At 73.8% G+C, this 14,279-nt stretch carries 12 protein-coding genes; 6 read left to right on the plus strand and 6 right to left on the minus strand.

The window, feature by feature from the left end; translation table 11 throughout:
- Positions 1-115 precede the first annotated feature (115 nt).
- Positions 116-850 (minus strand): aminoglycoside phosphotransferase family protein, encoded by a 735-nt coding sequence (locus HDG69_RS08875; protein ID WP_171783439.1) that lies wholly within the window; start codon positions 848-850, stop codon positions 116-118.
- Between the two features lie 51 nt (positions 851-901).
- Complete coding sequence (locus HDG69_RS08880) at positions 902-1,945, minus strand: S66 family peptidase (protein ID WP_171783440.1); 1,044 nt, start codon at positions 1,943-1,945, stop codon at positions 902-904.
- A gap of 508 nt (positions 1,946-2,453) precedes the next feature.
- On the opposite strand from HDG69_RS08880, the gene HDG69_RS08885 reads away from it, so the two are divergent.
- Together HDG69_RS08885 and HDG69_RS08890 are read left to right on the plus strand one after the other, a co-directional pair.
- The gene (locus tag HDG69_RS08885; RefSeq protein ID WP_171783995.1) at positions 2,454-5,351 is read left to right on the plus strand and encodes an FAD-binding and (Fe-S)-binding domain-containing protein; all 2,898 of its coding nucleotides are present in this window, start codon (positions 2,454-2,456) and stop codon (positions 5,349-5,351) included.
- Positions 5,352-5,387: 36 nt separating this feature from the next.
- Positions 5,388-5,993, plus strand: a complete 606-nt coding sequence (locus HDG69_RS08890; RefSeq protein ID WP_171783441.1) for a nitroreductase family protein — start codon at positions 5,388-5,390, stop codon at positions 5,991-5,993.
- A gap of 4 nt (positions 5,994-5,997) precedes the next feature.
- Here HDG69_RS08890 and pdxR read toward each other — a convergent pair whose 3' ends face one another.
- On the minus strand, positions 5,998-7,416 hold the full coding sequence (pdxR, locus tag HDG69_RS08895) for a MocR-like pyridoxine biosynthesis transcription factor PdxR (protein WP_171783442.1): 1,419 nt from the start codon (positions 7,414-7,416) through the stop codon (positions 5,998-6,000).
- A gap of 78 nt (positions 7,417-7,494) precedes the next feature.
- Between pdxR and HDG69_RS08900 the strand changes: the two genes are divergently transcribed.
- The gene (locus HDG69_RS08900; RefSeq protein WP_171783443.1) at positions 7,495-8,475 is read left to right on the plus strand and encodes an aldo/keto reductase; all 981 of its coding nucleotides are present in this window, start codon (positions 7,495-7,497) and stop codon (positions 8,473-8,475) included.
- A 24-nt stretch (positions 8,476-8,499) separates the two neighbouring features.
- Positions 8,500-9,474, plus strand: coding sequence for an aldo/keto reductase (locus HDG69_RS08905; protein WP_171783444.1), 975 nt, complete (start codon positions 8,500-8,502; stop codon positions 9,472-9,474).
- A gap of 4 nt (positions 9,475-9,478) precedes the next feature.
- Here HDG69_RS08905 and cofC read toward each other — a convergent pair whose 3' ends face one another.
- Both cofC and cofD read right to left on the minus strand, forming a co-directional pair.
- Positions 9,479-10,183 carry a 2-phospho-L-lactate guanylyltransferase gene (cofC, locus tag HDG69_RS08910; protein WP_171783445.1) on the minus strand — a complete coding sequence of 235 codons (705 nt, stop codon included), beginning with the start codon at positions 10,181-10,183 and terminating at the stop codon, positions 9,479-9,481.
- Complete coding sequence (gene cofD, locus HDG69_RS08915) at positions 10,180-11,136, minus strand: 2-phospho-L-lactate transferase (protein WP_171783446.1); 957 nt, start codon at positions 11,134-11,136, stop codon at positions 10,180-10,182. The genes cofC and cofD overlap by 4 nt, the downstream gene beginning before the upstream one ends.
- Before the next feature lie 40 nt (positions 11,137-11,176).
- Between cofD and HDG69_RS08920 the strand changes: the two genes are divergently transcribed.
- Both HDG69_RS08920 and HDG69_RS08925 read left to right on the plus strand, forming a co-directional pair.
- On the plus strand, positions 11,177-11,497 hold the full coding sequence (locus HDG69_RS08920) for an MTH1187 family thiamine-binding protein (RefSeq protein WP_171783447.1): 321 nt from the start codon (positions 11,177-11,179) through the stop codon (positions 11,495-11,497).
- Positions 11,498-11,602: 105 nt separating this feature from the next.
- On the plus strand, positions 11,603-13,297 hold the full coding sequence (locus HDG69_RS08925; RefSeq protein ID WP_171783448.1) for a restriction system modified-DNA reader domain-containing protein: 1,695 nt from the start codon (positions 11,603-11,605) through the stop codon (positions 13,295-13,297).
- Positions 13,298-13,316: 19 nt separating this feature from the next.
- Here HDG69_RS08925 and HDG69_RS08930 read toward each other — a convergent pair whose 3' ends face one another.
- Positions 13,317-14,276: a zinc-binding dehydrogenase gene (locus HDG69_RS08930; protein ID WP_171783449.1), complete on the minus strand. Its 960-nt coding sequence runs from the start codon at positions 14,274-14,276 to the stop codon at positions 13,317-13,319.
- Positions 14,277-14,279 lie beyond the last annotated feature (3 nt).

The raw sequence follows: 14,279 nt of genomic DNA on the forward strand, positions 1-14,279 counted from the left end.
TCACCGCGACGGGGCGGGACCTCGACGCGTCCGGTTCCGGTGACGAGGTGCTGCGCGCGCATCGCTCCGAGGTGTAGGACTGCAGCAAGAAGCCGCGGTGCGGTTCGGTCTGTGGCTACAGGCGCGCCGCGTCGCGCCTGTACATCGCCGCGTGCTCGAGGAGATGGTGCGCGCCGGTCGTGCGGGCGTGTTCCTCGGTCCACGCCGCGAGCTCGTGGAGCCTCTGGCGCATCGCGCTCCGTGCATCGGAGGCGGACGGCGCAGCGTCGGCCCCGTAGCTGTCGAGCAGGTGGGTCAGCCGTGCTTCCGGTGGTGGTCCGTCTGTGGGTGCGGGCATGTCTTCGCACCAGCCGCAGATCCGGTATGCGAGGTAGGCGAGGTCCCATCCCCGTGGCCCCGGGGAAGCCATGTCCATGTCGATGAAGCCGACCAGCTGTTCGCCGTCGTGGACCATGTTGTAGGGCGCGACGTCGTTGAGGCAGATCACCTCGGCCGGCTCATGGGCTGGCATCCGCCACACGGCCCTGGTGAGACAGAAGTTCTGGGTCGCGTCGTGCCAGGACCGCAGCAGCTTCCCGGCGTCCCTGGCGGTCCCGGACTCCCACACCCAGGCAGGCACCGGCCACCCCGCCGTCTCACCGGCCAGGTAGCTGAGTACCTCTCGTCCTTGATCGTCCACCCCCAGCGGCGTCGGGACGCCCTGGACTCCTTGGGCGCGGACCCAGGCGAGCAGCGCGTGAATCGTCGGAGTCCACGGCCCAGCGGTGCGGCGGACCGTGTCGCCGACCCTCACCACTTCGTTGACGTTGCCGCCAGTGAGGTCGCTTCCGATCTCATCACCCGTGCCCATCGCTAGATGTTCGCACGTGAGCGTCCCAGGGATCGCCGCTCGGAGCTCTTCCTACGTGAAGTCTGCCCAGATCCGTTGCTGCGCACCGTCGACGGTCATCGAGCCACCGTGGGGAAGGATCCACTGCGGACGTGTGTGGCCGAACGGTACGCCGACGGCGATGACGGCGTCGGAGTTGTAGCGCTGCACCGTCTCGATAGCGGCGTCGCGCTGCTCGGCACGCTTGGCGGCTCGCTCGGCCGCTGTGCGGTGGACCTCGAAGGAGGAGGTCGGCGGCCGGGCGACGACGACAGCGTCGAGGGCCTCGAGGAGTCCGCGTTCGCCGAGCGAGCGGACGATCCAGCCGAACTCCCGAGCGGGAGTGAGTAGTTCGGAGCCCTCGAGCAGCAGGACGCCGCCCTGCAGAGCGGCCGGGTCGGCGGGGAACCGGCCAGCGGTGAGAATCCACTCGATCACCTCGATGCAACCTCCCCAGGTGCGGCCGGTGACGGACCGCTCGGGTCCGGCCCACGTCCACGGCTCGGTGGGTTCGCGGTCGCCGTAGCTGGTGAGCGCCGCGGGGTCCTGCCAGTCCTTTCCGAAGTCCTCGGACTCGCCCGGTTCGGTAACCTCCAGGCGCCCGCCGGTGAGCAGGGCGGCACGCAACGCAGCAGCGTGCACCGGGTCGACGGCGGGCCCGGGGCCGAGGTGGACCTGGGTGGAGCCCCCGTAGAACCCTGCCACGCCGTGGGTCCACAACCAGTTCAACAGGTTCGTGTTGTCGCTGTATCCGAGGAACGGCTTCGGGTCGGCCCGCGCCAGGTCGGCGTCGAGGTGGGGGATCACGGTGATCTGGTCCTCGCCAGCGATGGTGGCCAGCACCGCGCGGATCTCGGGATCACCGAACGCGGCGTTCAGGTCCGCTGCACGCTCTTGCGGCGTCGCGCCGAGCTTTCGGGTCGTCGGATACTCGATCGGCACCAGACCCGTGAGCTCGGCGAGTCGCGCCATGGCCTGCTCGTGCACGGCGGGCGCGAAGCCCGGCGCGGCGAACGACGGCGAGACGACAGCGACCTTGTCCCCGGGGGCGGCCTTGCGGGGCGACGTGAGCTCCATGACGGACAAGGTGCCACACAGGAAGGCGGACGGCAGACGACTTTTCTCCTGACCTGTGCCGGAGCGCCGAAGTGACCGCGACATTTCGAAACCGCCGGGCGACGGGCGGCAAGCGCCCACAGCGGTCGGTTAAGCGCGACGATACGACCCACACTGCGCGACTGGCACGGCACGCCCGAGGTCGAGCAAGGTAGGCGGGCGTGTATGCGCAATCTGTGCCGCACGTCGACACGTCGGGGGCAGGGCGCGCGATCTGCCACCGCGGGCTCGTGCGACGCGCCTCGCGACGCGGACCATTCGTCGTCAGCGGCGTCAGCGGTGGCACAATCGCTCCGTGTCTGCCCAGTCGACGACCTCACCCTCCGGCAACCACGCGCCGGCGGACGCCGCGCCGTCCGCCGCGGACGCGCAGGTGGCGGCGCTCGCCGCCCAGCGGGAGGCTGAACGGGAGGCGCAGCAGGCTGCCGCGGAGGCTCGCGAGGCGGTCGCCACCGCCCTGCGCACGGTCATGGCGGGCACGGTCGACACGACCACGCGTCGTCGGGCCGAGTACTCCACCGACGCCTCGAACTACCGGGTGGTGCCCGACGTGGTCGCCTTCCCGACCTCGACCGACGACGTCGTGGCGGCGCTCGACGTGCTGCGCGAGCTGGGCGTGCCGGTCACCGCGCGCGGCGCCGGGACCTCGGTGGCGGGCAACTCGGTGGGCCCGGGCGTCGTGCTCGACCTCTCCCAGCACCTGCACGGCATCGGGGCGATCGACCCGGACGCCCGTACCGCCGTCGTCGAGCCGGGCGTCATCATGTCGTCGTTGCAGGGTGAGGCGGCACCGCACGGGCTGCGGTTCGGCCCGGACCCGTCCACGCAGAACCGGGCCACCCTCGGCGGCATGATCGGCAACAACGCCTGCGGGCCGCACGCGGTGGCCTACGGCCGCACGGCGGACAACGTGGTGTCCCTGGACGTCGTGGACGGGCGCGGTCGGCGCTTCGTGGCCGGCAAGGGCGACCCGACGTTCGCGGCGGTCCCCGGCCTCGCCGACCTCGTGCGGGAGAACCTCGCACTCATCCGCACCGAGTTCGGCCGGTTCGGCCGCCAGGTGTCCGGGTACTCGCTGGAGCACCTGCTGCCGGAGAACGGCTCGGACCTGGCCAAGATGCTGGTCGGCACGGAGGGCACGCTCGTCACGGTGCTCGGTGCCACGCTCGAGCTGGTCCCGGTGCCGAAGGCCCCCACGCTGGTGGTGCTCGGCTACCCGGACATGCCCTCCGCGGCCGACGACGTCCCGGTGCTGCTGCGGCACGACCCGCTGGCGATCGAGGGCCTCGACGCGCGGCTCGTCGACGTCGTGAAGCGCGCCAACGGCGCGGACTCGGTGCCGGACCTGCCCGACGGCGCGGGCTGGCTGATGATCGAGGTCGGTGGCACCTCCCCGGGGGAGGCACGCGAGATCGCCGAGATGATCGTCGGGGCCTCGGCAGCGATCGACGCCGCCATCTACCCGGCAGGCCCGGAGGCGACGCAGATGTGGCGGATCCGGGCCGACGGCGCGGGGCTGGCCGGGCGGACTCCCGCCGGGGAGCAGGCGTGGCCCGGGTGGGAGGACTCCGCGGTGCCGCCCGACAAGCTGGGCGACTACCTGCGCGACCTGGACGCGCTCATGGCGCGCTACGGCGTCGACGGCCTGCCGTACGGGCACTTCGGCGACGGCTGCATGCACCTGCGGATCGACATCCCGCTGGAGTCCTCCGGGTCGGTGCTGCGCACCTTCATGGTCGAGGCGGCCCAGCTCGTCGCGAAGTACGGCGGGTCGCTGTCCGGCGAGCACGGCGACGGCCGGGCCCGGTCCGAGCTGCTGCCGGTCATGTACTCGCCCGAGGCCATCGCGCTGCTGGAGCAGGTCAAGGCGCTGTTCGACCCGCACGACGTGCTCAACCCGGGCGTGGTGGTGCGTCCGGCGGCGGTCGACGCCGACCTGCGCCGACCGGCCGCCCAGTCCGTGCCGTCGACCGCCCCGATCGGGGACCGAGGCCTGCTGGGCTCCGGCACGCTGCGGGGCGTCGCGAAGAAGAGCGGCTACGCGGGGTTCAGTTTCGCCCACGACCACCACGACCTGACGACGGCGGTGCACCGCTGCGTCGGCGTCGGCAAGTGCCGGGCCGACAACAGCGCCGCGGGCGGGTTCATGTGCCCGAGCTACCTGGCCACCAAGGACGAGAAGGACGTCACCCGGGGCCGGGCGCGCGTGCTGCAGGAAGCGGTCAACGGCTCGCTCGTCGGAGGGCTGACGGCCCCCGAGGTGCGTGAGTCGCTCGACCTGTGCCTGAGCTGCAAGGCGTGCTCCTCGGACTGCCCGGCCGGCGTCGACATGGCGCAGTACAAGTCGGAGGTGCTGCACCGTACGTATCGCGGGAAGCTGCGCCCGATGGACCACTACGCGCTGGGCTGGCTGCCCCGCTGGGCACGGCTGGCGGGCCTCGCGCCGAGGGCGATCAACAAGGTGCTGTCGGTCGGCTGGGTGCGCAAGGCCGTGCTGTGGGGCGGGGGCATGGACACCCGCCGCGACGTGCCGCACTTCGCCGAGCTGCCCTTCCGCACCTGGTGGCGCCGCGGGTACGCCACGCACGGCGTGCCGGGCCTGCCGCACCGCGACATGCCGGGCAAGCCGGCGTCGGCGGCGCGACCGAAGGTGGTGCTGTGGACGGACTCGTTCAGCGACTCGCTCTCCCCGTCGGTGCCCCAGGCGGCGGTGAAGGTCCTCACGGCCGCGGGCTACGACGTCGTCGTCCCCGACCAGCAGGCGTGCTGCGGGCTGACCTGGATCTCCACGGGCCAGCTCGACGGCGCGCGGCGCCGGCTGTCCTCGCTGCTGTCCGTCCTCGGCCCGTACGCGGTCAACGGGATCCCGATCCTCGGCCTGGAGCCGTCGTGCACGGCGGTGCTGCGCTCGGACCTGCTGGACCTGTTCCCGGACGACCCGCGCGCCACGGCCGTGGCCGGGGCGACGAAGACCCTCGCCGAGCTGCTGACCGACCCCTCCACGGCCCCCGCCGAGGACTCGGGCTGGGAGCTGCCGGACCTCAGCGACATCACCGCCGTCGTGCAGCCGCACTGCCACCAGCACTCGGTGATGGGCTTCGGCGAGGACCGTTCGCTGCTGGCCGACGCCGGGGCGACGGTCACCGAGCTCGCCGGGTGCTGCGGGCTGGCGGGGAACTTCGGCATGCAGAAGGGCCACTACGACGTGTCGGTCGCCGTGGCGGAGAACGCGCTGCTGCCGGCGCTGCGGGCACGGGGCGACGGCGAGCAGTACATCGCGGACGGGTTCTCGTGCCGTCTCCAGGCGGTCCAGCTCGAGGGCGTCGAGGGCAAGGCGCTCGTGGAGGTCCTCGCCGAGCGGCTCTGACCTACCGGTCAGGCGGCCTCCTGGGAGGATGCGGTCATGGAGTTCCGTGACGTGGTCCGACAGCGGCGCATGGTCCGCCGCTTCAGCGGTGAGCCGGTCGACCCGGAGACGGTCGACCGGCTGCTGGACCATGCGGTCCGGGCCCCGAGCGCCGGGTTCACGCAGGGCTGGTCGTTCCTGGTGCTGACCACCGACGAGGAGCGTGACCGGTTCTGGGCGGCAGCCACCCCGCCGGACTCGGCCCGCGACCTGTCGACCTGGCTGGCCGGGATGCGCACGGCGCCGGTGCTGATCGTGGCCCTGACCTCGAAGACGGCGTACGTCGGCCGGTACGCCGAGCCGGACAAGGGCTGGACGGACCGGGACGAGGCGCGCTGGCCCGTGCCGTACTGGCACGTCGACGCGGGCATGGCGTCGCTGCTCATGCTGCAGACCGCCGTGGACGAGGGTCTCGGTGCGTGCTTCTTCGGTGTCGACGGCGGCCGGGTGGCTGCCTTCCGGGACGCGTTCGACGTGCCGCAGGAGTGGTCGCCCACCGGGGTGGTCGCCGTCGGGCACCCGGAGGCCGGGGGAGCGAAGGGCTCCCCGGCACGCCGCCGCCGCAAGCCGATGGACGACGTCGTGCACCGCGGGGCCTGGTGAGGCGTCAGACGCACGACGCCAGCCGCGCCACCGCCTCCTCCAACCGGGCGTCGACGAGGTTGCCGTAGCCGAGCACCAGCGTCCGCGACCGGGCAGAGGGCCGCACCTGGTAGCGCCGCAGGTCCACGACGCCCACGTCGTGCGCCGCGGCGGCCCGCACCACCTCGGCCGCGTCCGGCGCCGACGCGGGAAGGTCCAGCACGGCGTGCAGCCCCGCGGCCATCCCGCCGAGCCGGGCACCCGGCAGCGCCGCACGGACGGCCGCGGCGAGCGCGTCGTGCCGACGCCGGTACCGTCCCCGCGCGGCACGCAGGTGGCGGTCGTAGCCGCCGTCGGTGAGGAACCGGGCGAAGGTCAGCTGCTCCACCACCGACGGCGGCCCGGCCTGCCCGGCCCCGGACACCGCCGCCCGCCACGTCTCGGGCAGCACCATCCACCCGATCCCGAACGCCGGTGACATCGTCTTGCTGACCGACCCGAGGAGGACCACCCGGTCCGGGTCGAGCCGTTGCAGGGCCGCGACGGGCCGACGGTCGTAGCGGAACTCGGCGTCGTAGTCGTCCTCGATCACCAGCCCGTCCACCGATCGAGCCCAGCCCAGCACGGCGTCCCGGCGGTCCCCGGCCAGGGCGACCCCGGTCGGGAACTGGTGCGCGGGGGTGAGCAGCAGCGCCCGCGCGCCGGTCCGTGCCGCGGCTTCCGTGAGCCGGTGGACGTCGATCCCGCCGCCGTCCACCGGCACCGGCACGGGTTCGAGGCCACCGCGGCGGGCCACGTCGCGCAGCACCGGCCACGACGGGTCCTCCACGAGCAGGTGGGTGTGCCCGGCGGCGTGCAACGCCGCCACGACGCGGCCCATCGCGTCGGTGGCGCCACGCGTGACGACGACGGCGGTGTCCGGAGCGTCGACCAGCCGCGCTCGTCGCAGGTGGGCCACGACGGCGGCGCGGGCGGCCGGGTGCCCTGCACCGGGAGAGGTGGCGAGGTCGTCGTTGGTCGCGATCGCCAGTGCCTCCCGGGCCGCCTTGAGCCAGGTGTCGCGGGGCACGTGCCGCAGGTCGGGGACGCCCGGACGCAGGTCGAACCGCGGGCGCGGGGGCAGGGCCTGCACGGCGCCCGACCGCGGTGCGGCGCCCGACGGCGTCGGGCCGGGTTGGCCGGGTGCCACGCGGGTCCCGGCGCCGACGCGGGCGTCGAGCACCCCCTCGGCGACCAGCTGCCCGTAGGCCTCGGTGACGACCCATCGCGAGATGCCGAGCGACTCGGCGAGCCGCCGGCTGGCCGGGAGCGTGGCACCGGCGGGGAGACGTCCGGAGCCGACGGCGTCACGCAGGGCGCGTTCGAGGCGCACCACGAGCGGCCCCGGGCCGTGCTCGAGGTCGAGCAGGGTCTCCCAGGCCAGAGTGGTCTGGTCAGCGGCCATCACAATGGACCGTACACCCAGACCGATCTCTCCGTAGCGTCGGTGACGACCACCCGATCTCGGCACCACGGAGACACCATGCGTTACCGCACCATCAGCAACGGCTCCACCTCCTTCGAGGTGAGCACACTGTGCCTGGGCACCATGTGGTTCGGCACGCACACCGACGAGAAGACCGCGCGCGCCATCCTCGACCGTTTTCTCGAGGCGGGCGGCACGTTCCTCGACACGTCCAACAACTACAACGGCTGGGACGGCGGGCACGGCCGCGACAGCGAGGACGTCCTCGGCCGCTGGCTCGCCGACCGGCGAGCGCGGGACCAGGTCCGCATCGCCACGAAGGTGGGCGCCGCGAAGAAGGACCCGAGCCTCCCGTTGCGGCACGACCCGCCGGCCAACTACCAGGGCCTCGGCGCCGAGACCATCGCCGCCGAGGCTCGCGAGAGCCTGCGCCACCTCGGCGTCGACCGTCTCGACGCCTACTACGGGCACGTCGACGACTACGGGACGCCGCTCGCCGAGACCGTCGGCGCGTTCGGCACGCTGCAGGCCGAAGGGCTGGTGGGCATCTCCGGGATCTCCAACGTGGCTCTGCACCGCCTGGTCGAGGCCCGCGAGGAGGCGGTCCGTCAGGGTGTGGCGCCGTACGGGCTGGTGCAGCAGCAGCGCACCTACCCCTACCCGCGCCCCGACGTCGGGCGGCACAACTGGGCCTCGGCCGAGATGCTCGACTACGCCCGCGCGTCTTCGCAGGCGGGCAGCCCTCTCGCCGTCGTGGCCTACTCGCCGCTCATGCAGGGCGCGCTGCTGCGTGACGACAAGCCGCTCTGGGACGGCTTCGACCACCCCACCACCCACGAGCGGCTGCGGGTGCTGCGCGAGGTGGCGGCCGAGACCGGCGCGACGGTGCACCAGGTGGTCCTCGCCTGGCTCCTCGGCGGGGAGGTGCCCGTCATCCCGGTCATCGGTGCCAGCAGCGTGGCGCAGCTCGACGAGCTCCTCGGCGCCGCGGACCTCGACCTCGACCCCGTGTCGCGCGCCCGGCTCGACACGGTCTGAACACACCACGGACGGAGAAGATCCATGCGCTATCGCACCATCGGAGACGGGGACCGCGCCTTCGAGGTCTCCACCCTGTGCCTCGGCACCATGAACCTGGGCACGGTCGTCGACGAGGAGACCTCGTTCGCGATCCTCGACCGGTTCGTCGAGGCGGGCGGGACCTTCCTCGACACCGCCAACAACTACGCGTACTGGCAGGGCGGTCACGGCCGGGACAGCGAGGACCTGCTGGGCCGCTGGCTCGCCTCGCGGGGCGTGCGCGACCAGGTCCGGATCGCCACCAAGCTGGGGGCCGGCCCTCGCGACCCCGGGCTCCCTGTCGCGCCCGACAACTTCGAGGGGCTGTCCGCCCGGGTGATCGAGCACGAGTCGGCGACGAGCCTGCGTCATCTGGGGATCGACCGCATCGACCTGCTGTACGGGCACTACGACGACCCCGCGACCCCGCTCGCCGAGACGGTCGGCGCCTTCGGCAAGCTGCAGGCCGCGGGGGACGTCGGGCTGACCGGCATCTCCAACATCGCGCTGTGGCGGCTGATGGAGGCCCGCGCCGAGGCCGAACGTCAGGGCGTCCCGCCCTACGCCGTCGTCCAGCAGCAGTACTCGTACGTCTACCCGCGGCCCTCGTGGCGCCGCCACCCGTGGGCGAGCCGCGAGCTGCTCGACCTCGCGGCGTCCACGGGGGTGCCGGGCCGCCCGTCGCTGACCGTGGTGGGCTACGGGCCGTTGCAGGCCGGTGCCCTCATGCGTGACGACAGGGGGCTGTACCACGGTGCCGACCACCCCGGGTCGGTCCACCGGGTCGAGGTGCTGCGCGAGGTGGCCCGCGAGATCGGTGCGACCCCCGCCCAGGTGGCGCTCGCCTGGATGCTCGGCGACGACGAGCCCGTGGTGCCGGTGACCGGACCGAGCTCGGTCGAACAGCTCGACGAGCTCCTCGGCGCGGTGCACCTCGACCTGCCGGACGAGATCAGAGAACGGTTGGACGCCGCCTGACGGCTCAGAGGAGTCGCGCGCGGAGCGCGGCCGGGAGCCCGGCCCAGTCGTCGATCGTGTCGAGGTCGGCGGCGCTCCCGGTGCGGTGCACGACGGCGGAGGTCAGGCCGCGCGCGGCGGCCTCCGCCTCGTGCGCCGCCCGGGACCCTGGACCGAACCGGAAGCTGAACCCGTCGCCGTCGTCGTGCCCGCCCAGGGGCACGGACAGCAGGTTGGTGCCGGTCGCGTGCCGGTCGGTGGCCACGACGACGTCCGCGTCCGCTGTCAGGACCGCTCCGACGTCGTCACCGGTCAGGAGGGGCAGGTCGGCGTGGACCACCAGCATCCGGTCGGCACCCAGGCGCCGGGCTCGCTCGCGGGCGTGGTCGAGGGCGCCGTTCAGGCCGGGGCGACCGTCCGGTTCGCGGATCACGTCGGCAGTTCGTGATCTGACCGGCAGTCCGGACTGCCGGTCAGAAGACGAACTGCCGGTCAGACCGGGGGCAGCCCCGCTGAGCACGGCGTCGACGAACGGCACGTCCGCTGTCACGACCACCACGCCGACCAGACGCTCGTCCGCGACCAGCACGTCCACGACGTGCCGGGCCAGCGCGACGACCAACCGCCGTCGGGCACCCGGGTCCAGGGCTGCGGCGAGACGCGACTTGCCCGAGACGCCGTCCCGCAGCGGGACCACCGCGACCGAACCGGCAGCGAACCGGCTCGTCACCGGTGCGGTCCGCCAGGGCGCAGCAGCTCGCGGGCCAGGCGCTCGCGGCCGGCGGGCCCGCCCATGATCGTGTCGGTCACCAGCACCTCGAACCCGAGATCCTCGATCGGTGCGGCCAGCGCGGCGTCGGCCGTGTCGATCACCATGACGTCCACGAGACCGGTGTACAGCCGGGCGACGCCCAACGCCGAGACATCGTGACCGAGCGTCTCGAGGATCTGCGCGGCCGGCCCCTTGATCGCCCGCCCACCGACGATCGGGCTCACCGCGACCCGCCGGGCACGGGACGACCGCAACGCCTCACGCACCCCCGGCACGGCCAGCACGGGCTCGACGGAGAGGAACGGGTTCGACGGCGCGACCACGAGCAGGGCGGCGTCCGACACCGCGTCGAGCACGCCGGGCGCCGGTCCCGCGGCGTCGACGCCCTCGAAGGTCAGGCCCAGCACGGCGTCGGCGTGCTGCCGGCGCACGAAGTACTCCTGGAAGGCCAGCGTGCCCGACGGCGTGGACACCAGGGTGCGGACCCGGTCGTCCGTCACGGGCAGCAGCCGGGCGTCGATCCCGAGCGCCGCCGCGAGCCGCGCCGTGACGGTGCTCAACGGCTCGCCGGCCCGCAGCCGTGCGGTCCGCACCACGTGCGTGGCCAGGTCCTTGTCCCCGAGCGTGAACCAGGTGTCCTCGCCGAGCCGTTCGAGCTGCGCCAGGGTGGCGTACGACTCCCCGGTGAGTCCCCAGCCGCGCTCCTCGTCGTTGAGACCCGCCAGGGTGTACATCACCGTGTCGAGGTCCGGGGAGACGTGCAGCCCGTGGCGCTCGGTGTCGTCGCCGACGTTGACGACGCACGTCAGCGCGAGCTCGTTCTCCGAGGGCGAGCTCGCGGCCAGCGCGAACCCGTGCGCGAGCCGGGCGCCGCCGACGCCACCGGCCAGGACCGTCACCGAGGTACTCATCGGCTCGAGCGTAGACGGCCCCACGAGGCATGATGGACGCATGGCCGTCTTCGCGTTCTCCGTGTCCCCGCTCGGCGCCGGCGAGTCCGTCGCAGGCCCTGTCGCCGAGGCCGTCCGCATCGTCCGCGAGTCCGGGCTGCCGCACCGGACCACCTCGATGTTCACCGAGGTCGAGGGGGAGTGGGACGAGGTGATGCCGGTGATCCAGCGCGCCACCGAGGCCGTCGGCGCCGGCGGTCACCGGGTCTCGCTCGTGCTCAAGGCCGACATCCGTCCGGGCTACACCGGGCAGCTCGACGCCAAGGTCCGACGGGTCGAGGAGGCCCTCGCGGCCGACGAGGAGGCCAACGGGCACGCGTGACCGTGGTCACCCACCTGGGGTGTTGCAGGTCACCTGACGTCGCGCCGTAGGCTATGCGGCACACGACACCGGGTCGTGGACGAGAACCGGGGAGAAGTCAGCGCGATGCCACTGTTCGAGGTCGACGCCAGCAGGCCGCTCCTCGTGCAGTCCGGGCGGGCTCCGGGCGGCACCGAGCCAGGTCTCGGGACCACTGCGCACCGCGTCGTGGACTCGCACATCGACGGGCTCCTCGGCGAGCAGATCTTCCCCGTCGCGCAGGGCGTGGGCCCCGACGAGCCGCACCTGCTGGCCCTCGACGCGACCGGCTCGCCCGTCGTCGTCGAGCTGGTCGCCGAGCTCGACCGCCCGGCGCTGACCCGCGCGCTCGACCACGCGGGGTGGGCTGGCCGACTCACGCGCGGCGAGCTGGCGTCGCGGTACCACGGCGGCCCGAACGCCTTCCAGCGGGACGTGGCCTCGTTCTACGACTCCGTACCGATCACGCGGTCCCAGCCGGGGCGTTCCAGCGCACGCCTGATCATCATCTGCCAGGACGCCGGCGAGGAGATCCTCAACGCCGTCGACTTCCTGCGCCAGCCCACGATGCCCGTCGAGGTGCTCAAGATGGGCGTCGTGCACAGCCAGGACGGTCGCCGCTTCGTGGACGTGTCCCCCCTGGTGATCCATCCCGCCTCCACCCCGGCAGCCCCGCGACTGTCCGGCACGGCCCCTGCCGCGGACCCGCGTGCCGGGTCCGCGGCGTCGCCGGCTGCCGAACCCGAGTCGTTCGCCGAAGGGGTCAAGGTGGGCATCGCGCTCACCGGCAAGCAGCCGGCCGTCGCCCAGCCCTCTGCAGCCGACCACGCCGACGAGAACCGGCCGGCTCCGGTGGCACGTCCGAGCCGTGCGGCGCGGAGCCGGGGCGACGTCCGCGACGACGTCGCGCCGCCGCCGCGCACCCGTGCCGGCCGGCGGACCGCGGCCGGCACCAGCAGCCTGTCGCTCCCGTCCGTCCGCGCCGACGTCCCCCCGCCGCCCGCGGCCTCACCGCCGCCGCCCGCACCGCGACCCGCCCCGGCGCCCCGCCGCTCCCGCAGGGACCGGTTCACCGCGCAGCCCCAGCAGCCGTCGCCCGAGCTCGCAGCCTTCACCGCAGCCTCGGCCGGCTCAGCGGAGGACCTCGACCTGGCCGAGCTGGCGCGCCGCACCACCAGCTCGGCGGCGAGCACCGACACCCCCGGCCTTGGGGAGGACTTCGCGCGCTACACCGCCCCGGCCCTCGACCTGCCGCCCGCACCCCCGACGCCACCGACCGCCCGGCAGGAGCCGGCGCCGTGGGAGCCCCCCGCTCAGCGGTGGGACGACCCGCTCAACGACCCGGCGCCCTACGGCTCCACGAGCTGGGAACCGTCCACGCCGTCCGGCTGGACGAACGCCTCCGACGACCTGCCGCGCCTCGAGGTGCCCCCGCTGGAGGCGCCGTCGTACACGCCGCCTCCGGAGCGAGGGCTCTACGACACGGCGGAGCGAGCACCCGTGACGTTCGACGACGAGATCGACGGGGACCTCATCGCGCTCGCCTCGACGCTCCACCGCCCGACCCGGCTGGTGTGGTCCCGCCCGCGGCGTCGACAGCACTTCGAGGCGGTGCTGCACCCCGACGGCGTCATCGAGCTGGCCGACGGCGGGCGCTTCCAGCACCCGGACCACGCGGCCAGCGCCGCCAGCGGCACGCCGACCGACGACGGGTGGAACGTCTGGCACCTCGCCCCGGACGGCCCCTCGCTGCTGGACGCCTACCGCGCACGGTTCGCCTGACGCCTCCGTCCGCCGCAGCTCAGGGGACGACGACGATCTTCCCCGTCTGCTCCCCGGCGGCCATCCGTGCCAGGCCGGTGCCGACGTCGGCCAACGAGACCTCCGAGTCGACGACGGGCCGCACGCCGGTCCGGGCGCAGAACCGCAGCAGGGCGGCGAGGTCGTCCCGCGAGCCCATCGTGACGCCCTGGACCCGGATCTCGGAGAAGAACACCCGCGTGAGCTCGGCCGGCGGGGCATCGCCGCTCGTGGCCCCGCACACGACGATCACCCCACCCGGGCGCACCGAGCGCACCGAGTGCGCCCAGGTCGCCTCGCCGACGGACTCCACGACCGCGTCGACCCGCGCGGGGAGGCGCTCCCCGGTCGCCACGGCGTGCGCCGCGCCGAGCTCCAGGGCACGCGCCCGCCTGGACTCGTCGCGGGAGGTGACGGTGACCTCCAGGCCGGCGGCGGCGCCCAGCACGGTCGCGGCGGTGGCGACGCCGCCACCCGCCCCCTGGACGAGCACCCGGTCGCCCGGCCGCAGCGCCGCGGCCCCGAAGAGCATCCGGTAGGCCGTCAGCCACGCCGTCGGCAGGCAGGCCGCCTCGGCGAACGTGAGCTCCGCCGGCTTGGGCACGAGGTTCGCCGTCGGGACGGCGACGCGCTCGGCGAGCGTGCCGGGGTAGCGCTCGGAGAGCAGGGACCGGTGCTCCCGCGGTCCGACCCCGTGACCGTCGGCGCCGATCACGCCGTGGAGCACGACCTCCGAGCCGTCGGGCGCGACACCGGCCGCGTCGGTGCCGAGGATCATCGGGAGCTGTTCGGCCCGGAGACCGACGCCGCGCAGGGACCACAGGTCGTGGTGGTTGAGGCTGGCGGCCCGCACCTCGACGGTCGTCCAGTGCTCTCGCGCGGTGGGTTCGGGGCGGTCGGTCACCTCCAGCCCGTCGAGCGGGCGTTCGGGGGAGAAGCGGGCGACGGTGGCAGCGAGCATGGT

This window comes from Isoptericola halotolerans (genome assembly GCF_013149785.1).
GTDB classification, from domain to species: Bacteria; Actinomycetota; Actinomycetes; order Actinomycetales; family Cellulomonadaceae; genus Isoptericola; species Isoptericola halotolerans.